Raw genomic sequence first — 21,453 nt, forward strand, 5'->3', positions numbered from 1 at the left:
CTCACAGCGTCGGAGCACCCCGGGAGGGGAAACCCTCCGGGAGGCGCACGGCTGACGTCCGCTCACAGCGTCGGGTCGATCCCATGACACGGCAGCACCACCCAGGGGGCGACCCCCTTCGACCCCCGAGCGCGGCCCGCACCCGCTCACAGCGTCGGGTCGATCCCATGACAAGGGAAGACCGCCTTGCGGGTGGCCTGGATCGCCCGGTCCACGGGGTCGTCGGGGTCGAGGCCCTCCTCGAAGGGCGCATGGTCGGGGCTGCGCCCGTCGGTCATCGACAGCGGCGCGTGCTCACCGGTGCGCTCGAGGGCGAAGTCCCGCCAGGCCGCCGGGGTGGCGGTGTCCGGGGCGAGCGGGACGCCCGCCGCCTCGGCGAGCAGGTGCGTCCAGGCCCGCGGAACGACCTGGACCAGCTCGTAACCGCCGCCGCCCAGCAGCACCCAGCGCCCGCCGGCCGTCTCCTTGGCGAGCCGGTGCAGCGCGGCGTAGGTCTGGCGCTGGCCGTCGAGGCTCAGCATGAGGTTGGCGAGCGGGTCGAGCGCGTGCGTGTCGCAGCCCTGCTGGGTCACCAGCACCTCGGGCTGGAACTCGTGCAGCAGCGGCGGCACGACCGCGTGGAAGGCGCGCAGCCACATCCGGTCGTTGGTGCCCGCGGGCAGGGCCACGTTGACGGCGTAGCCCTCGGCGTTGGGCCCGCCGGTCTCGTCGGGGCGGCCGGTGCCGGGGAACAGGGTCAGCGGCGACTCGTGCAGGCTGATCGTGAGCACCCGCGGGTCGTCGTAGAACATCGTCTGCACGCCGTCGCCGTGGTGCACGTCGACGTCGACGTAGGCGACCCGCTTGGCGCCCTGCTCCAGCAGCCAGGCGACGGCCAGCGCCGCGTCGTTGTAGACGCAGAAGCCCCAGGCGCTCTTGGGCATGGAGTGGTGCAGTCCGCCCGCGATGTTGGCGGCGTGCTCGGCCTCGCCGTTCCACACCGCGCTCGCGGCGGCGACCGAGGCCCCCGAGATCAGCGCCGCGGCGTCGTGCATGTGCGGGAACACCGGGTTGTCCGGGGTGCCCAGGCAGTAGGGGTCGTCGGGCACCAGCGTGCTGCCGGCGCGCTTCACCGCGGCGATGTAGCCGGGGTCGTGGATGAGCTCCAGGAGGTCGTCGCCCGCCGGTTCCACGTCGGCGAACGAGACGCCCGGCGCGTCGAAGACGCCGAGCTCCCTGGCCAGTGCCATCGTGAGCTCCACCCGGACCGGCGCGAGCGGGTGCTGCGGACCGAAGTTGTAGGTCGTCAGCGCCTCGTCCCACGCCACGCGCAGTGAACAGCCCATGCGCCCTCCCGACGGTGTTGTGTCCACCACCACACATTAACCAAACCGGACGGATGCGGGCGCTGCCGGGTGCGGGGTGGGCACCTACCCCTCCGACAGCTCGCGGCTGCGGTCGCGGGCGGCCTCGATGGCGTCGGTGAACGCCGTGCGGACGCCGTGGCGCTCCAGCTCCCGGACCGCCGCGGACGTGGTGCCGCCGGGCGAGCTGACCGCCTCGCGCAGCACGACCGGGTGCTCCCCGGATTCGCGCAGCATCGTGGCCGAGCCGACGATGGTCTGGGTGACCAGCTTCTCCGCCGTCTCCCGCGGCATGCCCATGAGGACGCCGGCCTCGATCATGGTCTCGGCGATGAAGTAGAAGTAGGCCGGTCCGCTGCCCGAGAGGGCGGTGACGGTGTCCATGTGCCGCTCCGGCACCCGCAGCACCTCGCCGACCGTGCTCAGCAGCCTCTCGGCGCGGTCGAGGTGCTCGTCGGCGGCGTAGTGGCCCGCGGCGACGGCGGTCATGCCCCGGCCGACGAGGGCCGGGGTGTTGGGCATGGCGCGGACGACCGGGACGCTGCCGGACAGGTGCTTCTCCAGCACGGACGTGGTGATGCCCGCCGCCACGGAGACCACCAGCCGGTCGGCGGTGAGCTTGGGGCCGATGTCGTCGAGCAGACCGATCATGTCCTGCGGCTTCAGCGCGAGGATGAGGGTGTCGGCCCGCTCCGCCGCGGAACCGGCGGGGACGACCTCGACGCCGTAGCGGGCGCGCAGCTCCTGCGCGTGCTCGTGGCGGGGCTCGGTGACGAGCACGTCGGCCGGATCGTGTCCCGTGCTCAGCAGTCCGGCGAGCAGGGCCTCGCCCATCTTTCCGGCGCCAATGATCGCGATCAAGGTCAGTCCTCCTCCGGGGCTGCTACCACGGTATCGGTTCGCGGCGGGTCGGCACGCGGGCGGAGGGCGGGGCCTCGGTCAGGATCGGCTGACCAGCGACCGGGCGGCGAAGGCCAGGTTCGCCGGGCGCTCGGCGAGCCGGCGGGCGAGGTAGCCGTACCAGTCGCGGCCGTAGGGGACGTAGACGCGGACCCTGGCGCCGAGGTCGACGAGGCGGAGCTGCTCGTCGGGGCGGACCCCGTAGAGCATCTGGTACTCGAACTCCTCGGTGGAGCGGTGGGCGAGCGCGGCCAGCGTCCCGGCGATCTCGATCAGGCGGGGGTCGTGGGTGGCGACCATCGGGAGGGCCGGGCCGGTCATGAGGCGGCGCAGCGCGCGGACGTAGGCGGCGTCGACGTCGCGGCGGTCGGTGTGGGCGCTGCCCGGATCGGGGGCGTAGGCACCCTTGCACAGCCGGATGCGGGCTCCCGGCCGGGCCATGGCGGCGAGGTCGCCCTCGGTGCGGCGCAGGTAGGACTGGAGCACGCAGCCGAGCCACGGGAAGTCGCCGCGCAGGCCGTTGACGATCCGCAGCGTGGCGGGGACGGCGTCCTCGGCCTCCATGTCGACGGTGACGGTGGTCCCGGCGTCCCGGGCCGCGGCGCAGATCCGGGCGATGTTGGCCGCCGCCAGCGACTCGCCCTCGGCGCCCAGCCCGAGCCCGACGGCGGTGGGCTTCACCGAGACCTCGGCCGCCGGGGTGAGCCCCTCTTCGGCGAGGCGCTCCAGCAGCCGGACGTAGCCGCGGGTGACGCCGGTGGCCTGCTCGGGGTGGAGGGTGTCCTCGCCGAGGTGGTCGATCGAGGCGAGCAGTCCCCGGCCGGTCAGGTCGCGCACCGCCGCGACGACGGAGTCGGCGTCCTCCCCGGCGACGAAGCGGTTGACGACGCCGCGCGTGACGCCCGAGCCGGAGACGAGGGACCGCAGCCGGTCACTCCTCGCGACCGAGAGCACGGTTCGCCGGAAGACCATCGCGTCGCTCCTCGCCTGGCGCTGGGATTGCCCCGCTGGCCCCGACCCTACCGGTCCGGACCCGCGCGCGACGGGGTCCGACCGGGCCGGGCACGGTGGTTCTCCGAGCACGCGGCGGCAGGGCCGCGAGCCCCGATTCCTCTTCCGGGGCGCGGGGCTCCCGGTCCGGGGCGAAGGCTCCGCCTCCTACCCGCCGCCTTCTTCGTCGCCGATCATGCCCGCGATCTTGTCACGGAGCTCCAGAGAGGTCTCACGTACCCGACCGAGCCAGAACTCGCGGTCGTCCGTTGCCGAGATCAGTTCATCGAGGAGGGCGGTCAAGGCGTCGCGCTCCGCGGGGGTCAGCGGACTCACGAGGCGGCTCCGGTCAGCACTCGCAGGGCGTTCCGCTGCCGCCGGGCGAAGGAGGCGGCACGGCGCACGTCGGCTTCCCGCTGCCGTCGCTCGTGGGCGATCAGGTAGGGCCGGATCATCGACGCCTGCCGGGCGTGCCGGGGTTGGTAGCGTGGGTTCGTCATCAGCTCTCCCGTAGCTGGTGGCCGCGCCCCGGGACTGTTACCGCAGTCGCCGGGGCTTCTGTCTGTTGACCAGCGTTCCGGACCGTTCGGCGACGTTCCATGAGTTGCACACAACCGTGAGGCTTTTGTACATCCCAGTACTAGACAGGGTCTGCCTAGTACATACTCGGATTCATGGGAGAGAAGCAGCTACCCGATTGGGTCGCATTCGGTCGCGAACTCCGTCGTCTGCGCACGTCATCTGGCTTATCCCTACACGAGGTAGGAGGGCGGCTGTCGATCACACCGGGCATGCTGTCCAAGCTGGAGCGGGCAACTCGGGCACCGAAACGGGACACCGTAGGAGAATTAGACCAGGCGTTCAGTACAAACGGTGCTCTGCTCCGTCGCTGGTCAGACGTGACCCGAAAAGCAACGGACCCGGATTGGTACCGGCGCGTAGAAGACGCGGAAGCCGCCGCCGTTGAACTACGAGTCCACCACCCGTCCCTGATCCCGGGATCACTGCAGACGGAGGACTACGCGAGGACCGTTGTCACCTACGGGCGACCGCTGGACACTACGGAGGAGATAGACGCGATTCTGGGACTGAAAACGAAGCGTGTTGAGCGGCTTCTGAGACCGGGTGACCCCGCACTCTCGGCGGTGATCCCCGAAGAGGTGATCAGAAGCTGTCTGGGGGATGCCGAAACAGTTGCCGGGCAGCTGGACCACCTGGTGAACCTGGCAGAATCGAACTTGCTGCGGCTCTACGTCATCCCCCATGGCGTACCGACTCACATCGGTCAGGCGGCAGGAGCGTTCTCCGTGATCTCGTTCACGGACCGGCTCCCGTTGGCGTTCACGGAGAGTGCCAGCGGCGGCGAGTTGGTGGACCAGCCGAGAGAGGTTCAGCGGTTCGTGAGCCTCTTCGGGATCTTGCAAGGGTGGGCACTCTCCCCGGCAGACTCCATAGAGTTGATTAGAAGGGCACAACCGGCATGATGACTGAAGAGTGGAACAAGGCCAGCTACTCGAATGCAGGCAGTGAGTGTGTCGAGTGCCGTACGGAGTCCGGCCGGGTGAGCGTCCGTGACACCCGGAACAGAGACCTCGGACACCTGTCGTTCCCCGCACCCGAGTGGCGCGCATTCCTGGCGGACATCGAAACGCTGTAGCGAGTACCGCCCCTCGGTCGGGCGGTCCTACTCCTCGATCACGGCTCGCAGGGCCGGGGCGTAGAGGGCGATGACCTCGTCCGGCGCCGCCGAGGCGAGCGGCTCGACCTGGATCACGTAGCGGACCAGGACCATGCCGAACAGTTGGGAGGCGACGAGGGCCGCGCGCAGGGCGGGGATGCCGAGCTCACCGGCCACGTGGTGGAAGAGGATGTCCTTCATGAAGCCGCGGACCGTCGTGGCCGCCTGCTCCTGGGTCGCCGCGGAGCGCACGAGGGCGAGCATCGGGGCCCGGGTCCGCGGGTCCTCCCACACGTCCAGGAAGAACCGGACGATGGCCTCGGCGCGGTCGTGCCGGGTGTCGGCGATGATGCGCCGCAACACCTCGCCCGGGTCGTAGGGCAGCCGCATCGCGGCGATGAAGACCTGGTCCTTGGCCCCGAAGAAGTGGTGCACCAGCGCCGGGTCCACTCCGGCCTCCCGCGCGATGCCGCGGATCGTGGCGCCGTCGTAGCCCTTCTCGCTGAACTGCGCCCGGGCCGCCTCCAGGATCTTCTCCCTGGTCTGCGTCGCGCCGGGCCGCCGTCCCGTACGTGCCATGGGTGTTCGTTCGTTCAGGACTCGCCGACGACGATGCCGTCGGACCCCACCGCGAACACGCGCGGCTCCTCGTCGGAGGGCCGGTGCCGCATGGCGATCCGCTCGCGGCGGTCCCGCCGCACGCCCTCGGGTCCGCCGTTGGCGGAGGCGGTCCGCCGGGACTCCCCCGCGGCACCCTCCCGGGCGCCCGCGAAGTGCAGGCGGGTGAAGGCGAGCGCCTCGGCGAGGTCCAGCCGGCGGGCCGCGCTGTCGGGCGCCTTGCGGGTGTTGACCTCCAGGACGATCTGGCGGTCGTAGCCGGAGCCGGCCAGGTGCTCCAGCAGCTCGGCGCAGGGCTGGCCGCCGCGGCCGGGGATCAGGTGCTCGTCGAAGTTCTGCCCGCCCATGCCGTCGGCGAGGTGGATGTGGGAGAGCCGGTCGCCGAGCTGCTTGGCCATGCCCATGGCGTCGGAGCGGGACATGGCGGTGTGCGACAGGTCCAGGGTGACGTCGGGGTAGTCGCGGTCCAGCGGGTTCCAGCTCGGCGAGTAGGGCACGACCTCCTTGCCGCGCATGTGCACCTGGTACATGTTCTCCACCGCGAACACGACGTCGGTCTCGTCCTGCATGCGCGCGATGCCGGTCTCGAAGTCCTTGGCGTACTCGCGCTGCCACTTGAAGGCCGGGTGCACGACGATGGTCCTGGCCCCCAGGGCCTCGGCCATCTCCTTGGAGCGCACCAGCTTGCCCCACGGGTCGCGGCCCCACACCCGCTGCGTGAAGATCAGGCACGGGGAGTGCACGGCCAGGATCGGGACCTGGTGGTAGTCGGACAACCGGCGGAGCATGTCGATGTCCTGGCTGACCGGATCGGTGGAGACCAGGACTTCGACGCCGTCGTAGCCGAGCTGCGCGGCGATCTCGAAGGCCGCCGGGGTCTTCTCCGGGTAGACCGACGCCGTCGAGAGGACGACGGGCGCGTCTGGGACCTGGATAGCGCTCACTCCATCCACCCTATGCGGTACCGGCGGGATTTGGCCCGCGCACCCGGGATACGGCTATGGTCCCTCGCGTGAACAGCGCCGTGTCGGGGGCGATTCCCAGCCCCAACATCTGGAACAGCCCGCAGGTCTACGAACTGGAGAACCGGGCGGTCGATCCCGACGGTGTGATCGAGGCGGCCATGCGGGAGATCCGCGGCTGGGACGGCGCGCACGTCCTGGACATCGGCTGCGGCACGGGCTTCCACCTGCCCCGCTTCGCCGAGCGCGCCCGCTGGGTCACCGGCGTCGAACCGCACGCCGAACTCGCGGGCGTGGCCGGAGCGCGGACGCACGGGCTGGCCAACGTCACCGTGCGCACCGGCGTCGCGCAGCGGCTGCCGGTCGCCGACGCCTCGGTGGAGGTGGTGCACGCGCGCTGGGCGTACTTCTTCGGCCCCGGATGCGAACCGGGACTGGCCGAGCTGAGGCGGGTGGTGCGCCGCGGCGGCGTCGCGTTCGTCATCGACAACGACGCCACGCGCAGCACGTTCGGCGGCTGGTTCCGGCGCTTCCTGCCCCGGTACGACCCCGCTGCGGTCGAGCGCTTCTGGGCCGCGCAGGGCTTCGAGCGCAGGCCCCTGGAGATGCGGTGGCGGTTCCGGCGGCGGGAGGACTTCGAGGCGGTGGTACGCATCGAGTTCTCCCCGGAGCTCGCCGAGGAGGTCGTCTCGGCACATCCCGGCCTGGAGGTCGACTACGCGGTCAACCTCTGGTGGCGGGAGTACTGAGCGGGCGCACCCGGCCGGGGACGCGGACCGCCGGGCGCGGGCCGCACGACGCCGAAGGGGCGCCCCGCGACGCGGGACACCCCTGGGCGGGTCGTCGAAGACCGATGGTCCGCGCGTACTCCGCCGCCGCTCTCCGGGAGTCCGGCCGCCCCGAGCGCGGCGCCGCGGCCCCGCGGCGCTACATCGAGTAGAAGTACAGGGAGCCGTAGGCGGAGGACTCCATGGTGTAGGTCTCCAGTCCGTACTCGGTCTGGGCCTGGCAGGTGAACCCGGTGTCGACGCCGGGGGTGACCAGCTCGTACTCCTGCATGTCGCAGGCGACGGCCTCGGCGTCGTAGGAGTAGCGCAGCGACTCCTCGGCGATCTCGCGGGACATGACCAGCTCGTCGGCCTGGTACTCGTAGCTGAAGAAGTACTCGCCGCCGGTGATGTCGACGGTCCAGGTGCTGGTCATCCCCTGGTAGGTGGAGGTGCAGGTGATCGTCTCGTCCACCGAGGCCGTGGTGTCCGGGCAGTCCGCCGTGGACGACGGGTCGTAGACCATCGCGAACGAGTTCACCTCCGAGAGCAGGTTCCACTCGATCTGCTCGGCCGGCGAGGCGCTGTCGCCCGGCTCCGGCGGCAGTTGGCTGTCGTCGAACTCCGGCGCGGTCGCGGGGATCGGCCCGCTCCGCAGCTCGCCGGCCGGGGCCTCGGCGGCCGTCTCCTCCGGGGCGGCCGTGTCCATGGAGACCTCGGGCGGGGGCTGCTGCCTCTGGCCGAACGGGAAGAGCACGCTGCACCCGGAGATCGCGACGGCCGCGCCCGCCGCGGCCAGGCCGAAGGTGACGCGGGAAAACGTTTTGAAAGCAGGGGGAGCCACCACGGGGGTCCTCTCTCACAAGGGGGGCGCGGGCGCCGGAGGAGCGCCCGCGCGCGGGGCCGGCGCGGGCCGCGCCCCGAAAAGAGTCGATTTTCCCTTGTAAGACCGGTGCGGGTGTGATCCGGTTCCGCCCGCCGGTGCTGTTTTTCGCGCCGCCTCTAAACCAGCGGGGCCGGGGCCGCGCCGCCGAGGGCCTCCACGACCCTGGCTCCGGCCTCGGCCATCCCCGTCTCGTTGGGGTGGACCGGCGCGGCCGGCTTGGTCGGGAAGATGCCCTCGACCCACTTGTCGTCGCGGGCGGAGCACACGTCGTGGCCGCGTTCGAAGACGTCGACGAAGACGGCGTCGGCGTTGGCGGCCTCCTTGGCCAGCGTCTCGTTGAGCCGGGTCTGGGTCCGGTCCAGGTAGGCGACGTCCTCCTCGGCGATCGGCACGACCGGCCAGCAGCCCTGCGACTCGGGCAGGATCTGCAGGTAGCCGACGACCGCCACCGTCGCGTCGGGACTGCGCTCGCGGATCCCGGCCAGCACCTCCGCGACCTCGGCGCCGGTCTCGTCGAGCCGGTCGGCGAGCCGGTCGCCGCCGTCCCCGTCGGTGTAGTAGGTGCGGCAGGGGTCGCCGGTGGGGTCGATGGCGCTGAGCCCGACGCACGTGAGCAGGATCTCGCCGAATCCGAGGTCGTTGCCGCCGACGCCCAGCGTCACCAGCGTGGTGTCCTCGGTCAGGGCGTCGAACTGCGGGTCGTTCTCCGTCCCCAGCGGGAGCTCCTGGGGGTCGGTCATGTGCTCGGTGGTCGCCCCCGAGCAGCTCGCGTCCTGGAAGTCGGCGACGCCGAGCGCCCGCGCCACGACGTTGGGGTAGTTCTTGCGGGAGCGCAGGCAGAACACCGGGTCGCCGTACTGGTCGGGGATCAGCGGGCCTGCGGTGAAGGAGTCGCCGAGGGCGACGTAGCGGGAGGTGAGGTCGGAGTCGGCGGCTTGGGCCGGGGCGGCCGCGACGGTGACGGCACCGGCGAGGCCGAGGGCCGCCGCGACGACGCGGCGTGCGGTCCTGTCAGGCGACACGCGGTTCTCCTCGGAGTGAGAATGAGCGGGGCCACTCGAACGTGACCGAATTCACACGCTCGGTCAACACCCGCAACCGACCGTGACCGACTGCGGCCAATCACTTGACGCAGCAGTAGCAATACGCAGAGTAGGCAGAAGGGCACGCGGTGTCCACGCACCACGCGAGGCCGCGGACCGCGGATCCCGGAGCCCGGCCCGGAAGAGCGGGGGAGGCACGGCCCGGTCCCCCCGGAGCCCGATTCCGCCGGGTGCGCCGCGGACGGCCGCCGGATTGTCGGTGGCGGGCGCTAGCGTGCGGGTATGGCCAGGTCTGCGAAAAGTACGTTCCGGTGTGCCGAGTGCGGTTGGACGACCCTGAAGTGGGTCGGACGCTGCGGCGAATGCCAGGCATGGGGCACCGTCGAGGAGGCCGGGGCCCCGGCCTGGGGCGGGGTGGAGCCGGTCAGGGTCGGCTCCCCCGCCCTGCCCATCAGCGAGATCGACGTCGAGGCCGCGCACGCGTCGGCCACCGGACTGGACGAGCTCGACCGCGTGCTCGGCGGCGGCGTCGTCCCCGGCGGCGTGCTGCTGCTCGCGGGCGAGCCCGGCGTGGGCAAGTCGACGCTGCTGCTGGAGGTCGCCGCGCTGTACGCCGACGCCGGCCCCGTGCTCTACGTCACGGGCGAGGAGTCCACCGGCCAGGTCCGGCTGCGGGCGGAGCGGCTGGGCGCGCTGGCGCCGAAGCTCTACCTCGCCGCCGAGACCTCCGTGGCGGCCTTGGCCGGCCACGTCGACGCCGTCGCGCCCGGGCTGCTGATCGTCGACTCGGTGCAGACCATGAGCGCGCCCAACGCCTCCGGCGTCCCCGGCGGGGTGACCCAGGTGCGCGAGGTCGCCGGGGCGCTGATCCGGCTGGCCAAGGAGCGCGGCATCGCCACCGTCCTGGTCGGCCACGTGACCAAGGACGGCTCCATCGCCGGCCCCAGGATGCTGGAGCACCTGGTCGACGTCGTCCTGCAGTTCGAGGGCGACCGCCACTCCCAGTTGCGCATGCTGCGCGCGGTGAAGAACCGCTACGGCCCCACCGACGAGATCGGGTGCTTCGAACTCACCGACTCCGGCATCATCGGCCTGCCCGACCCCAGCGGGCTGTTCCTGACCCGCCGCAACGAGCCGGTGCCCGGCACCTGCGTCACGGTCACCCTCGAAGGCCGCCGACCGCTGATCGCCGAGGTGCAGGCGCTGGTGGCGCCCACGGCGCTGCCCCAGCCGCGCCGCGCCACCTCCGGCCTCGACTCGGCGCGGGTGGCGATGGTGATGGCCGTGCTGGAACGCCGGGCGAACCTGCGCGTCGGCGCCTCCGACGTCTACGCCTCCACCGTGGGCGGCGTCCGGCTGGGCGAACCCTCGGTCGACCTCGCCCTGGCCCTGGCGCTCGCCGGTTCCCACACCGACCTTCCGCTGCCCCGCGGCCTGGTCGCCGTCGGCGAGGTCGGCCTGGCCGGCGACGTCCGCGCGGTCAGCGGCGTGCAGCGCCGCCTGATGGAGGCCCAGCGACTCGGCTTCACCAAGGCGATCGTGCCCCGGCACAGCGAGGAACCCGTTGAGGGCATCGAGACCATCGGGGTGGACGACCTCGGCGAGGCCCTGCGCCTGGCCCTGCCGGCCAAGCGCAGGTCGTGACGGTGCGGGGCCGTCCGGGCCGATCCGCTAGTTCAGCCGGAACACCTGGTCCTCGGCTTCGTTGTCGTAGTCGGACTTCAGGGACGCGACGTAGGTGCCGGCGCGGGCGTTGACGTCGGAGTCGCGGCAGTCCTCCCAGGAGCGCTCGCGGTCCCACTCGACGGTGACCGTGTGGGGGACGCCGCGGCGCAACTGCTCCTTGTCGGTGCCGTCGCCCCGCACGCAGTCGGCGGTGGAGAAGACCCGATCTTCGCCCGATGTGATCCGCAGCTCCATGGCCTTGGGGCCCACATCGACGGTGCAGGTCTGGTCGTCGGTGTTGACCACGGTGATGTCGAACCGCGGTTCGACGCCCGAGGAGTAGTCCTCCCGGTCCGCCGACAGCGTCGTCACGACGTCATCGGGCCGGCAGAGGTCCTCCGGCTGCTCCGGCGCCGGGATCGCGCCGTCCTTGCCGGCTCCCCTGTTCTCGTCCCCGTCGTCGGAACCGCCGCCGGATCCGCCGCCCGAGTCGCCGCCGGAGTCCCCGCCGCCCTCCTCGCCTCCCGGGGCCGGGCTCGCGCTCGGGGCGTCGCTCGCGGACGGGGAGGCTGGGATACTGGGGGAGGCGGACTCGTCCGGGGTCTCCTCGGTGGCGGCGCCGGAGTCGGCGGCCCGCTGCCCCTCGTCCGAGGACGGCCTCGAACACGCGTAGACGATCAGCGCCACGACCACGAGTAGCCCGGCCAGCACGAAGACACGTCGTTTCCAGTACGTCTCAGGGCTCACGGGTCCCGGGTGTCCAGTGCTTGAGGCCATGGGCGTAGTATCCCGGCTTTCAAACTTTGCACCTACTCAACCCGCCGTTGGACATCTGATTGCGTATGAACGAAAACCCTTACAGCGCAGCGGTTCTAGCGTGGTATGAGGCCAATGCGCGCGACCTCCCGTGGCGCCGTGCCGACACCACCCCCTGGGGCGTTCTGGTCAGCGAGGTCATGCTCCAGCAGACGCCCGTGGCGCGGGTACTGCCTGCCTGGGAGGCGTGGATGCGGCGCTGGCCGACGCCGGCCGACCTGGCCGCCGAGCCCGCCGGCGAGGCCGTACGCATGTGGAACAGGCTGGGATACCCCCGCCGCGCCCTGAACCTGCACGCCTGCGCCCGCGCGATCGTGGAGCGCCATGGGGGCCGGGTCCCCGACTCCCACGCCGACCTGCTGGCGCTGCCCGGCGTCGGCGCCTACACCTCCGCCGCCGTGGCCGGCTTCGCGTTCGGCCAGCGGCACGCGATCCTCGACACCAACGTCCGCCGGGTGCTCGCTCGCGTGGAAACCGGAGTTGAGTACCCGCCGAAAACCCCGACACGGAGCGAGGCGCGCCTCGCCGAGTCGCTGCTCCCGCCGGAGCCGGCGGTCGCCGCGCGCTGGGGTGTGGCGGTGATGGAACTGGGCGCGCTGGTGTGCACGGCCCGCTCCCCCAAGTGCGCGGAGTGCCCCGTCATCGACGGGTGCGCCTGGGTGCTGGCCGGCAGGCCGGCCCATGACGGCCCGCCCCGGCGCGGCCAGACCTACGCGGGCACCGACCGGCAGGTGCGCGGCAGGCTGCTGGCCGTCCTGCGGGACGCCACCGGCCCGGTGCCCAAGTCGGCGCTCGACGCGGTGTGGGACGAGCCGGTGCAACGCGAGCGCGCGCTGGACGCCCTGGTCGCCGACGGCCTGGTGGACCCCTTGGAGGACGGTGACTACGCCCTGCCGGCCTGACTCAGGGCACCGGATCCGTTGACGGGAAAGGTGGGTGTTTCCAGGCCCCGCCGGACCACTGCGGGCCTGGGGAGGCTGTTGTCAGCGCGCCAGCGCTGACGACAGCCTGACCCCGCAGATTTCGGCCGAGGGAGCCCCGGACTCGCAACACCCTCGACAACCCCACCCACTTCTCAACTCGCGGCACTAGCCCTAGGCGGGCTGCCCCGTCTCGCCGCCGAGGGCGCCGGAGCAGGGGGCGCCGGGTTCCAGGGTCTGCGGGCCCTGCTCGTAGGCGGCGAGGAAGTCCAGCAGCCGCTCGTCGTCCGCGGAGTCGACGCCGAGCTGCTTGCCCCACGCGGAGGCGACGACCGGCGCCGGAAGTCCGGACACCGGGCTGACCAGGACGTAGGAGCCGGGCGAGTACAGCGAGCGCAGAGTGTCGATGTCGGCCTGCGGGATCGTGGGGTCGTAGGTGATCCACACCGCGCCGTGCTCCATGGAGTGCACGGCGTTCTCCTCCGGCACCTCCTCGTCGTAGACGCCGCAGTTCAGCCATTCCGGCGCGTGCTCGCCGCCGGTCGGAGGGCTCTGCGGGTAGCTCACATCGCCGGGGGTGTGGTCGTAGGACAGCCCGTCGAAGGTCTGCACACCGGGGACGTCACCGGACTCCTCCCGTCCCTGGGCGAGCCCGGGGTGGGCGCCGGCCCCGCTGCCGGAGCCGTCCATGAAGAAGACGACCGCACTCGTGCCGGCCAGCAGCACCAGAAGGAACGCGCCCGCGCCGAGGGCCCACCACAGCGAGACGCCGGACTTGCGTTGCGGCGGCGGCGGACCCTGCGGCGGGTACGGGCCCGTGTGCGGCGGTCCGGGCGGCCCGGGCGGGAACTGCCCGGAAGCGTGCGGCCCCTGACCGGGCTGCGGCGGACCGGGCATGCCTTGACCAGGGGGAACCTGACCGTAGGGGCCCTGGCCGGGCGGCGGGCCCTGCGGGGGCGGCCCTTGGGGCGGACCCTGCGATGGTCCCTGAGGCGGGCCCCACTGCGGGCCGTTGTGGGGCGGCGGCTCTGACGGATTCGACACGCTGCGGACCCTACCCTGTTCTCCCCCGGTCCGGAATCCGGGAGACCGCATCGCGGCGGTGTCCCCGGACATGCGGGAGGGGCGGCCGGGTGGGCCGCCCCTGCCGCGGGTGGGGTGGTGCTCAGTCGGTGTTGGTTGCGGCCTGCTCGACCCGGGGGGTGTCGGGCACCGCCTCGGGCTTGGGCACGCCGCGGAAGGTGAAGGCGGCCTCGGCGCCTTCGCCGGCGGTGTCGACGATGATGATCTGGCCGGCCCTGACCTCGCCGTAGAGGATCTTCTCCGAGAGCTGGTCCTCGATCTCGCGCTGGATGGTGCGCCGCAGCGGCCGCGCGCCCAGCACCGGGTCATAGCCGCGCTCGGCCAGCAGGCTCTTGGCCGCGGGCCGCAGCTCCAGGCCCATGTCGCGGTCCTTGAGCCGCTCGTCGAGCTTGTCCACCATCAGATCCACGATCGAGACGATCTCGTCCTCGGTGAGCTGGTGGAACACGATGGTGTCATCGACCCGGTTCAAAAACTCCGGGCGGAAGTGCGACTTGAGCTCCTCGGTGACCTTGGCCTTCATCCGGTCGTAGTTGGTCTTGGAGTCGTCCTCCTTGGCAAAGCCCATCGCCTGGCCCTTGGAGATGTCGCGGGTGCCCAGGTTGGTGGTCATGATGATCACGGTGTTCTTGAAGTCGACGTTGCGGCCCTGGGCGTCGGTGAGCCGGCCCTCCTCCAGCACCTGCAGCAGCGAGTTGAAGATGTCGGAGTGGGCCTTTTCGATCTCGTCGAACAGCACCACCGAGAACGGCTTGCGCCGCACCTTCTCGGTCAGCTGACCGCCCTCCTCATAGCCCACATAGCCGGGCGGCGACCCGAACAGCCGCGACACGGTGTGCTTCTCCATGAACTCGCTCATGTCGAGCTGGATCAGCGCCTCCTCATCACCGAACAGGAACTCCGCCAGCGTCTTGGACAACTCGGTCTTGCCCACCCCCGACGGCCCGGCGAAGATGAAGGAACCCCCCGGACGCTTGGGGTCCTTCAACCCCGCCCGGGTGCGCCGGATCGCCTGCGACAGCGCCCGGATCGCGTCCTCCTGGCCGATCACCCGCTTGTGCAGCTCCTCCTCCATCCGCAGCAGCCGCGAGGACTCCTCCTCGGTGAGCTTGAACACCGGGATCCCGGTCGCGGTGGCCAGCACCTCGGCGATCAACTCCTCGCCGACCTCGGCCACCACGTCCATGTCCCCGGCCTTCCACTCCTTCTCCCGCTGGGCCTTCCGGCCCAGCAGCTGCTTCTCGTCATCACGCAGCGACGCGGCCTTCTCAAAGTCCTGGGCGTCGATGGCCGACTCCTTGTCCCGGCGCACCCCGGCGATCTTCTCGTCGAACTCGCGCAGATCCGGCGGCGCCGTCATCCGCCGGATCCGCATCCGCGAGCCCGCCTCATCGATCAGATCGATCGCCTTGTCCGGCAGGAACCGGTCGGAGATGTAGCGGTCGGCCAACTGCGCCGCGGCCACCAGCGCCGAATCGGTGATGGAGACCCGGTGATGGGCCTCATAGCGGTCCCGCAGCCCCTTCAAAATCTCGATCGTGTGCGCGATCGTGGGCTCATCGACCTGGATCGGCTGGAACCGGCGCTCCAGCGCCGCGTCCTTCTCCAAATGCTTGCGGTACTCATCCAACGTGGTCGCCCCGATGGTCTGCAGCTCCCCCCGGGCCAGCATCGGCTTCAGAATCGAGGCCGCGTCGATCGCGCCCTCGGCCGCCCCCGCCCCGACCAGGGTGTGCAGCTCATCAATGAACAAGATGATGTCGCCGCGGGTCCGGATCTCCTTGAGCACCTTCTTCAGCCGCTCCTCAAAATCCCCCCGATACCGCGACCCGGCCACCAGCGCGCCCAGATCCAGGGTGTAGAGCTGCTTGTCCTTCAACGTCTCCGGGATCTCGCCCTTGACGATCTTTTGGGCCAGGCCCTCCACCACCGCGGTCTTGCCCACCCCCGGCTCACCGATCAGCACCGGGTTGTTCTTGGTGCGCCGCGACAGCACCTGCATCACCCGCTCGATCTCACTGTCGCGCCCGATCACCGGATCCAGCTTGGACTCACGCGCCGCCTGGGTCAGGTTGCGGCCGAACTGATCCAGCACCAGCGACGTCGACGGCGCCGACTCCGACGCCGCCCCCGCCGCCTGAGGCTCCTTGCCCTGATAACCGTGCAGCAGCTGAATCACCTGCTGGCGCACCCGGTTCAGATCAGCCCCCAACTTCACCAGCACCTGGGCCGCCACACCCTCACCCTCACGGATCAGACCAAGAAGGATGTGCTCGGTACCGATGTAGTTGTGCCCCAGCTGCAGCGCCTCCCGCAACGACAGCTCCAACACCTTCTTGGCCCGCGGCGTGAACGGAATATGCCCCGAAGGCGCCTGCTGGCCCTGCCCGATGATCTCCTCAACCTGCTGACGCACCGCCTCCAGGCTGATCCCCAGACTCTCCAACGCCTTGGCAGCGACGCCCTCACCCTCATGGATCAGACCCAGCAGGATGTGCTCAGTCCCGATGTAGTTGTGGTTCAACATCCTGGCCTCCTCCTGGGCCAGAACCACCACCCGCCGCGCGCGGTCGGTAAACCTCTCGAACATCTCTCGTCGCTCCTCACACAGCAGCCGGCCAGGACCAGGCGACCCCCGGTCCCACACACCCACCACACACAACGGCGCCAACGGTGAAGGCCACGGACCCCCACAGGAGAAAAACCTCCCGGGAGCGGCACCGCACCCGTTCGCCGCACCACCCGGCTTTCCGGCCGACCCGGCGAACACATCCCGCACGGATGTTCTACTACCACCCGTGCAAGAGACTTTCCCCGACGATAGGGCGTTCACCCTCATCCAACTACCAATCGGGCCTTCGCTGTTCCGGAGTACGCCGCAAGCGAACGGCCCGCGCCCCTCACCAACTGAGGGAACACGGGCCGTGCTGCGTGTTCGTGATGCTATTTGCTCTGAGCGAACAACGTTTTTCGCCGGGCGGAACTCCACCGGATCGCGCTTCGCCGGGCCGGCGGAGGCCCCTTCCGCACCGTCGGCGACGGTGCGGAAGCGCCCTAGCGCTGGGCCGCCTCGTATTCGGCGACGATCGACGCCGGGATGCGGCCGCGCTCGTTGACCTGCTTGCCCGCCGCTTTGGCCCAGGCGCGGATTTCCGCGCTGCGCTCACGGCTGGGCGCGTTGCGCTGCTGGCGACGGCCGCCGCGGCCGCCCTTGGCCGGAGCCTTGCGGGCGGCATCGACGAACGGAGCCAGAGCGTCGCGAAGCTTGGCGGCGTTGTCGCCGCTGAGGTCGATCTCGTAGGAGGAACCGTCGACCGCGAACGAGACCGTCTCCTCTGCCTCGCCACCGTCGAGATCGTCGACGAGAAGAACCTGAACCTTTTGCGCCATGGATACGGACCTTTCAGCAGAGAAGTGCGATGGCACTATAAAAACAAAGCTATACCGGATACAGCGGGAAAGACAATTCTCGGCGTGGCAAAACCGCCTCCGCTATCCCGGATCCGGGAGCGTCTCGATAACTCCGGCCGTGCGGCCGATACGCCCCTGGCCGAGGGGGCCAGGGGCCTATAACGCCGGGGAGGCGTGTCCCATTCCCTAACGTTGCCGGTTAGCGGTTGCCAGGACCGCGTTCGGCGCCCGGGACTTCACTCGAAGAGCCCCGTGCACCCTTTGCCCCGTCCTCCGACGTAACGGCATCGGTATCGGCCCGCGACGCCGTTTCGGCCTCCGGGGCGCCGGTACTCGGCGCGGCGCCTGCTTCACCGATCAGCCGCCCATCCGACGTTCTCGGAGCCATCTCCTTGCGGAGCAGCCGGTAGATGAACGTGCAGAAGACCGTCGCGACAACAGCAGGGGGGATCAGCGCCGACAAAACATCCCACATCGCACGCAAACCCCTTCCTTGTTGTTACTTTATGCAGTAATTACCCCCGTTGGGGCTCTGGCCAGCTTACGCCCACGTCGTGTCGTCTCCTCACGCCCCCCGTGGATGGCCTCGGCGGCCCGGACCCGGCAACCTCTCACCCCGGCACCGCGGACGGCGCGGGGCGGGGTTTCGGTCCGGGCCGCCTTAACTCCGGCCCCAAAGAGGTCCGGTATCGCGGCGGGTTCCCGATCGCCCTTAAACACGGGGATCGCGACCGGAAAGACGACTCCCCGTAGCCGCCGGGGAACACAAACGTTCGGCCCCGTGCCGGTCGACCGCCCCAGAATATCCAACTGGTTCCCAAACCGCCCGCGCCACGTGCAGGGCGAACAAGACGACCGTGACTTCTTGGTCGCGATGCACAGATTACCTCGATCTATACTGCTCCCCGCCTCCGTGGGCATTAGGCCTAAGAGGATGCCGAGTTGTGGGATCGTGGCACCGTAACGGAGAAGAGTCAAGCACCCCGCCTAAGAGTGGCGTAAGTGCCGACAAGCCCGTCACTGTGGGCATTGGGAGGCCTCGTCGTGGAGTTCCACGCTGATCTACATATCCACTCCAAGTACTCACGGGCTTGCAGCAGGGATTGCGACCTCGAGCACCTGGCCTGGTGGGCCGCCCGCAAGGGCATTGACCTCGTGGGCACCGGTGATTTCACTCACCCCGCCTGGCGCGAGGAGCTGCGGGCCAATCTGGTGCCGGCCGAACCGGGGCTGTTCCGGCTGCACCCGGAAATCGAGGACCGGATCGCCCGGACGCTGCCCCCCACTTGTCGGAGACTTCCGCGCTTCATGCTCTCCGTGGAGATCTCCACCATCTACAAACGGGACGGGCACACCCGGAAGGTACACCATTTGCTCTACGCCCCGACGATGGCGGCGGCGGAGGCCATCACCGCGGATTTGGCGAAGATCGGCAATCTCGCCTCCGACGGCCGCCCCATCCTCGGACTGGATTCGCGCGACCTGCTGGAGATCACCCTCTCCAGCGACCCCGGCTCCTACCTCGTCCCAGCGCACGTGTGGACGCCGTGGTTCTCGGCGCTGGGTTCCAAATCCGGTTTCGACGCCATCGCGGACTGCTACGCCGACCTCTCCGAGCACGTCTTCGCCGTGGAGACCGGGCTCTCCAGCGACCCGGCGATGAACTGGATGGTATCGTCGCTGGATTCCTACACCCTGGTCAGCAATTCCGACGCGCATTCGCCGCCGATGCTGGCCCGCGAGGCGACGCGCTTCGACACCGACCTGGACTACTACGCGATCCGGCGCTCGCTGGAGACCGGGGAGGGATTCCGCGGCTCGGTGGAGTTCTTTCCCGAAGAGGGCAAATACCACCTCGACGGGCACCGCAAATGCGACGTGCGGTTCGACCCCGAACTCACCCGCGCGCACAAGGGGCGCTGCCCGGTGTGCGGGCGGCCGCTGACCGTGGGCGTGTTCCACCGCATCCACGAGCTCGCCGACCGCGCCGAGGGCTACCGGGTGCCCGGTGCGGCCGGGTTCACCAACCTGGTGCCGCTGCCGGAGATCGTCAGCGAGATCGTCGGCGTGGGCCCCAAGAGCAAGCGCGTCATGGGAGAGGTCTCCCGGCTGGTGGCCACGCTCGGCTCCGAGCTGACCATCCTGCACTCCGCCCCGCTGGACGAGGTCGGCAGGGCCGGCGGCGAACTGCTCGGCGAGGCCGTCTCCCGGCTGCGCCGGGGCGAGGTCATCAGGGACGCCGGCTACGACGGCGAGTACGGCGTCATCCGGATGTTCGAACCCGAGGAGCTCAGGGCCGCCGCGAGCGAGCCGGCCCTGTTCGAGGAGCACGAGATCGCGCCGAAGCCGACGAAGCGGCGCCCCGCGGCGAAGAAGAAGCCGGCCGCGAAGCGGACCCGGGCCGCCGACGGCGACGACGGCGACGACGCCCCGTCCGACCCCGGTCCCTCCGGCGGCGGTCCGGGGACGCTGGCCGCCGCGGCCCCGACCGACGACGCCGACCCGGCCCTCTTCCCCGAGAGCCCGCAGGACCCGAACCGCCGCCCGCACGGGCTCCTCGACGGGCTCGACCCCGATCAGCGCACGGCGGCGGAGCGCCCCGGCGGTCCGCTGCTGATCGTCGCCGGGCCGGGCACCGGCAAGACCCGGACGGTCACGCACCGGATCGCGCACCTGGTCGCCGAGCGGGACGTGCCGGCCGAGCAGTGCCTGGCGATCACCTTCACCCGCAGGGCCGCCGAGGAGCTGGAGGAGCGGCTCACCGCCCTGCTGGGCGCGGAGGTCGCCGGGCGGATGACCGTCACCACGTTCCACGGCCTGGGCGCGCTCATCCTGCGCGAGCAGCACGGGCGCGCCGGGCTCACGGAGCGGTTCCGGGTCGCCGACGAGGAGCAGCGGGCGGCGATCGCCAGGGCGGTGACCGGCTCGGAGCAGGAGGCCCGTCAACTGCTGGCCAGGCGCGACGGGATCGCCGAGCAGCCCGACGAGGCGCTGGCGGCCTACGAGCGCGGGCTGCGCGAGGACGACCTGGTGGACTTCGCCGACCTGCTGGCGCTGCCGGTCCGACTGCTGCGGGCCGACGACGGGCTGGCCGCGCGCTACCGCGAGCGGTGGCGCTGGATCAGCGTGGACGAGTACCAGGACATCGACGAGACGCAGTACGCCCTGCTGGGGCTGCTCACCGGCCCCGGCGGCAACATCACCGCGATCGGCGACCCCGACCAGGCCATCTACGGCTTCCGGGGTGCCGACGTGGGGTTCTTCCTGCGGTTCGGCACCGACTTCCCCGACGCCCGCACCGTCCGGCTGACCCGCAACTACCGCTCGAACGCGACGATCGTGACCGCGGCCGTACAGGCCATCGCGCCGGCGTCGCTGGTCCCGGGCCGGGAGCTGCGCGCGGTCGGCGCCTTCACCGACCCTCCGCGGATCGGCGTGCACGTCGCCGCCGACGAGCGCGCCGAGGCCTCCTTCGTGGCCCGCGCGATCGACCGGCTGCTCGGCGGGACGTCCTGGCACTCGCTGGACAGCGGCCGGGTCACCGAGGAGGGCGACGGCGACCTGTCCTTCGGCGACATCTGCGTGCTGTACCGCACCGCGGCCCAGAGCGACGCGGTCATCAGCGCGTTCAACACCGCGGGCGTGCCGTTCCAGAAGCGCTCGCACGACCGGCTGCTGGCCCGGCCCGCGGTGCGACTGGTCGCAGACGAGCTCCCGCATCACCCGGAGGGACCGCTCACCGACCGGGTCCGCTCCGCCGTCGCGCTGCTGTGCGAGCGGCACTCCGGTGACGAGAAGCTGGTCACCGACCTGCGCACGGCCGGTGAGCTGGTGCTGCCGCTCGCGCGGCGGCACGGCGCCGACCTCGCGGAGTTCCTCTCCGCGCTGGCGCTGGGCGCCGAGGTCGACGCCCTCGACCCGCGCGCCGACCGGGTCGCGCTGCTGACCCTGCACGCGGCGAAGGGCCTGGAGTACCCGGTGGTGTTCATGGTGGGCTGCGAGGACGGCATGCTGCCGTTCCGCTTCCCCGGGGCCGAACGCGACGACGAGGCCGAGGAGCGTCGGCTGTTCTTCGTCGGCGTCACCCGCGCCCAGCAGCGCCTCTACCTCTCCCGCGCCCGCCGCCGCACCCGCCGCGGCACCGCGCACGAGGCGGCGCCCTCACCGTTCCTCTCCTCGATCGACGGATCCCTGACCATGCCGGTCGACGAGGAGTCCGCCACCCGCAAGCGCCCCAGGGACCGGCAGTTGCGGCTGATGTGACAGCGGTTTCACGGAGATCGCCCTCGCGCGCGAAGCAGACCTGTCGCCTCGGGTACACGCCGACATCATGGTTTCGGTCTGGCACCCGTGGTGGCGGCGTGGGCGGCG

General features: G+C 70.9%; 20 protein-coding genes. 6 read left to right on the forward strand and 14 right to left on the reverse strand.

Annotated elements, in window-relative coordinates:
• Window positions 1-146: 146 nt before the first annotated feature.
• The 5 genes from HDA32_RS24990 to HDA32_RS25010 all read right to left on the reverse strand — a co-directional run bounded on the left by HDA32_RS24990 (window position 147) and on the right by HDA32_RS25010 (window position 3,733).
• Complete coding sequence (locus HDA32_RS24990) at window positions 147-1,325, reverse strand: acetoin utilization protein AcuC (protein WP_179645500.1); 1,179 nt, start codon at window positions 1,323-1,325, stop codon at window positions 147-149.
• 84 nt (window positions 1,326-1,409) lie between these two features.
• Entirely contained in the window at window positions 1,410-2,204 is a 795-nt protein-coding gene (gene proC, locus HDA32_RS24995) for a pyrroline-5-carboxylate reductase (RefSeq protein ID WP_179645501.1), read from the reverse strand.
• A 78-nt stretch (window positions 2,205-2,282) separates the two neighbouring features.
• Window positions 2,283-3,215 carry a proline dehydrogenase family protein gene (locus HDA32_RS25000; protein ID WP_179645502.1) on the reverse strand — a complete coding sequence of 311 codons (933 nt, stop codon included), beginning with the start codon at window positions 3,213-3,215 and terminating at the stop codon, window positions 2,283-2,285.
• 186 nt (window positions 3,216-3,401) lie between these two features.
• A complete protein-coding gene (locus HDA32_RS25005; RefSeq protein WP_179645503.1) occupies window positions 3,402-3,569 on the reverse strand; it encodes a hypothetical protein in 168 nt (55 codons plus the stop codon).
• Window positions 3,566-3,733, reverse strand: a complete 168-nt coding sequence (locus HDA32_RS25010; protein ID WP_179645504.1) for a hypothetical protein — start codon at window positions 3,731-3,733, stop codon at window positions 3,566-3,568. The genes HDA32_RS25005 and HDA32_RS25010 overlap by 4 nt, the downstream gene beginning before the upstream one ends.
• Before the next feature lie 174 nt (window positions 3,734-3,907).
• Here HDA32_RS25010 and HDA32_RS25015 point away from each other — a divergent pair, with 174 nt between their 5' ends.
• Both HDA32_RS25015 and HDA32_RS25020 read left to right on the forward strand, forming a co-directional pair.
• Window positions 3,908-4,717 (forward strand): helix-turn-helix domain-containing protein, encoded by an 810-nt coding sequence (locus HDA32_RS25015; RefSeq protein ID WP_179645505.1) that lies wholly within the window; start codon window positions 3,908-3,910, stop codon window positions 4,715-4,717.
• Complete coding sequence (locus tag HDA32_RS25020; protein ID WP_376767026.1) at window positions 4,717-4,890, forward strand: DUF397 domain-containing protein; 174 nt, start codon at window positions 4,717-4,719, stop codon at window positions 4,888-4,890. The genes HDA32_RS25015 and HDA32_RS25020 overlap by 1 nt, the downstream gene beginning before the upstream one ends.
• A gap of 27 nt (window positions 4,891-4,917) precedes the next feature.
• Here HDA32_RS25020 and HDA32_RS25025 read toward each other — a convergent pair whose 3' ends face one another.
• Together HDA32_RS25025 and HDA32_RS25030 are read right to left on the reverse strand one after the other, a co-directional pair.
• Complete coding sequence (locus tag HDA32_RS25025; protein ID WP_179645507.1) at window positions 4,918-5,490, reverse strand: TetR/AcrR family transcriptional regulator; 573 nt, start codon at window positions 5,488-5,490, stop codon at window positions 4,918-4,920.
• 14 nt (window positions 5,491-5,504) lie between these two features.
• Window positions 5,505-6,473: a sugar phosphate isomerase/epimerase family protein gene (locus HDA32_RS25030; RefSeq protein WP_179645508.1), complete on the reverse strand. Its 969-nt coding sequence runs from the start codon at window positions 6,471-6,473 to the stop codon at window positions 5,505-5,507.
• A gap of 56 nt (window positions 6,474-6,529) precedes the next feature.
• On the opposite strand from HDA32_RS25030, the gene HDA32_RS25035 reads away from it, so the two are divergent.
• Window positions 6,530-7,240: a class I SAM-dependent methyltransferase gene (locus tag HDA32_RS25035; RefSeq protein WP_179645509.1), complete on the forward strand. Its 711-nt coding sequence runs from the start codon at window positions 6,530-6,532 to the stop codon at window positions 7,238-7,240.
• Between the two features lie 178 nt (window positions 7,241-7,418).
• Here HDA32_RS25035 and HDA32_RS25040 read toward each other — a convergent pair whose 3' ends face one another.
• Complete coding sequence (locus tag HDA32_RS25040; RefSeq protein ID WP_179645510.1) at window positions 7,419-8,102, reverse strand: hypothetical protein; 684 nt, start codon at window positions 8,100-8,102, stop codon at window positions 7,419-7,421.
• Window positions 8,103-8,260: 158 nt separating this feature from the next.
• Complete coding sequence (locus HDA32_RS25045; protein WP_179645511.1) at window positions 8,261-9,166, reverse strand: SGNH/GDSL hydrolase family protein; 906 nt, start codon at window positions 9,164-9,166, stop codon at window positions 8,261-8,263.
• Between the two features lie 303 nt (window positions 9,167-9,469).
• Here HDA32_RS25045 and radA point away from each other — a divergent pair, with 303 nt between their 5' ends.
• Window positions 9,470-10,831, forward strand: coding sequence for a DNA repair protein RadA (radA, locus tag HDA32_RS25050; protein WP_179645512.1), 1,362 nt, complete (start codon window positions 9,470-9,472; stop codon window positions 10,829-10,831).
• Window positions 10,832-10,858: 27 nt separating this feature from the next.
• On the opposite strand, the gene HDA32_RS25055 is transcribed toward radA, so the two are convergent.
• Entirely contained in the window at window positions 10,859-11,599 is a 741-nt protein-coding gene (locus tag HDA32_RS25055) for a hypothetical protein (protein ID WP_312863321.1), read from the reverse strand.
• A 95-nt stretch (window positions 11,600-11,694) separates the two neighbouring features.
• Between HDA32_RS25055 and HDA32_RS25060 the strand changes: the two genes are divergently transcribed.
• The gene (locus HDA32_RS25060; RefSeq protein ID WP_179645514.1) at window positions 11,695-12,570 is read left to right on the forward strand and encodes an iron-sulfur binding domain-containing protein; all 876 of its coding nucleotides are present in this window, start codon (window positions 11,695-11,697) and stop codon (window positions 12,568-12,570) included.
• Between the two features lie 192 nt (window positions 12,571-12,762).
• Here the strand turns inward: HDA32_RS25060 and HDA32_RS25065 are convergent, their stop codons facing one another.
• The 4 genes from HDA32_RS25065 to HDA32_RS31025 all read right to left on the reverse strand — a co-directional run bounded on the left by HDA32_RS25065 (window position 12,763) and on the right by HDA32_RS31025 (window position 17,557).
• A complete protein-coding gene (locus HDA32_RS25065) occupies window positions 12,763-13,485 on the reverse strand; it encodes a thioredoxin-like domain-containing protein (protein WP_246334476.1) in 723 nt (240 codons plus the stop codon).
• 268 nt (window positions 13,486-13,753) lie between these two features.
• Entirely contained in the window at window positions 13,754-16,261 is a 2,508-nt protein-coding gene (locus HDA32_RS25070) for an ATP-dependent Clp protease ATP-binding subunit (RefSeq protein ID WP_179643634.1), read from the reverse strand.
• Between the two features lie 464 nt (window positions 16,262-16,725).
• Entirely contained in the window at window positions 16,726-17,061 is a 336-nt protein-coding gene (locus HDA32_RS25075) for a histone-like nucleoid-structuring protein Lsr2 (protein ID WP_179645515.1), read from the reverse strand.
• A 220-nt stretch (window positions 17,062-17,281) separates the two neighbouring features.
• The gene (locus tag HDA32_RS31025; RefSeq protein ID WP_246335235.1) at window positions 17,282-17,557 is read right to left on the reverse strand and encodes a hypothetical protein; all 276 of its coding nucleotides are present in this window, start codon (window positions 17,555-17,557) and stop codon (window positions 17,282-17,284) included.
• A gap of 569 nt (window positions 17,558-18,126) precedes the next feature.
• Here HDA32_RS31025 and HDA32_RS25080 point away from each other — a divergent pair.
• Window positions 18,127-21,345, forward strand: a complete 3,219-nt coding sequence (locus HDA32_RS25080) for a UvrD-helicase domain-containing protein (RefSeq protein ID WP_179646942.1) — start codon at window positions 18,127-18,129, stop codon at window positions 21,343-21,345.
• Window positions 21,346-21,453: the final 108 nt, after the last annotated feature.

The sequence above is a fragment of the Spinactinospora alkalitolerans genome, assembly GCF_013408795.1.
GTDB lineage: Bacteria > Actinomycetota > Actinomycetes > Streptosporangiales > Streptosporangiaceae > Spinactinospora > Spinactinospora alkalitolerans.

What these genes read in the sequence shown, in the direction of transcription:
- HDA32_RS24990 (WP_179645500.1), bottom strand. Translation starts at nt 1,325, where the DNA reads ATGGGCTGTTCACTGCGCGTGGCGTGGGACGAGGCGCTGACGACCTAC.
- HDA32_RS25000 (WP_179645502.1), bottom strand. Translation starts at nt 3,215, where the DNA reads ATGGTCTTCCGGCGAACCGTGCTCTCGGTCGCGAGGAGTGACCGGCTG.
- HDA32_RS25010 (WP_179645504.1), bottom strand. Translation starts at nt 3,733, where the DNA reads ATGACGAACCCACGCTACCAACCCCGGCACGCCCGGCAGGCGTCGATG.
- HDA32_RS25015 (WP_179645505.1), top strand. Translation starts at nt 3,908, where the DNA reads ATGGGAGAGAAGCAGCTACCCGATTGGGTCGCATTCGGTCGCGAACTC.
- HDA32_RS25020 (WP_376767026.1), top strand. Translation starts at nt 4,717, where the DNA reads ATGACTGAAGAGTGGAACAAGGCCAGCTACTCGAATGCAGGCAGTGAG.
- HDA32_RS25025 (WP_179645507.1), bottom strand. Translation starts at nt 5,490, where the DNA reads ATGGCACGTACGGGACGGCGGCCCGGCGCGACGCAGACCAGGGAGAAG.
- HDA32_RS25035 (WP_179645509.1), top strand. Translation starts at nt 6,530, where the DNA reads ATGGTCCCTCGCGTGAACAGCGCCGTGTCGGGGGCGATTCCCAGCCCC.
- radA (WP_179645512.1), top strand. Translation starts at nt 9,470, where the DNA reads ATGGCCAGGTCTGCGAAAAGTACGTTCCGGTGTGCCGAGTGCGGTTGG.
- HDA32_RS25060 (WP_179645514.1), top strand. Translation starts at nt 11,695, where the DNA reads ATGAACGAAAACCCTTACAGCGCAGCGGTTCTAGCGTGGTATGAGGCC.
- HDA32_RS25065 (WP_246334476.1), bottom strand. Translation starts at nt 13,485, where the DNA reads ATGCCCGGTCCGCCGCAGCCCGGTCAGGGGCCGCACGCTTCCGGGCAG.
- HDA32_RS25070 (WP_179643634.1), bottom strand. Translation starts at nt 16,261, where the DNA reads ATGTTCGAGAGGTTTACCGACCGCGCGCGGCGGGTGGTGGTTCTGGCC.
- HDA32_RS25075 (WP_179645515.1), bottom strand. Translation starts at nt 17,061, where the DNA reads ATGGCGCAAAAGGTTCAGGTTCTTCTCGTCGACGATCTCGACGGTGGC.
- HDA32_RS31025 (WP_246335235.1), bottom strand. Translation starts at nt 17,557, where the DNA reads ATGTGGGATGTTTTGTCGGCGCTGATCCCCCCTGCTGTTGTCGCGACG.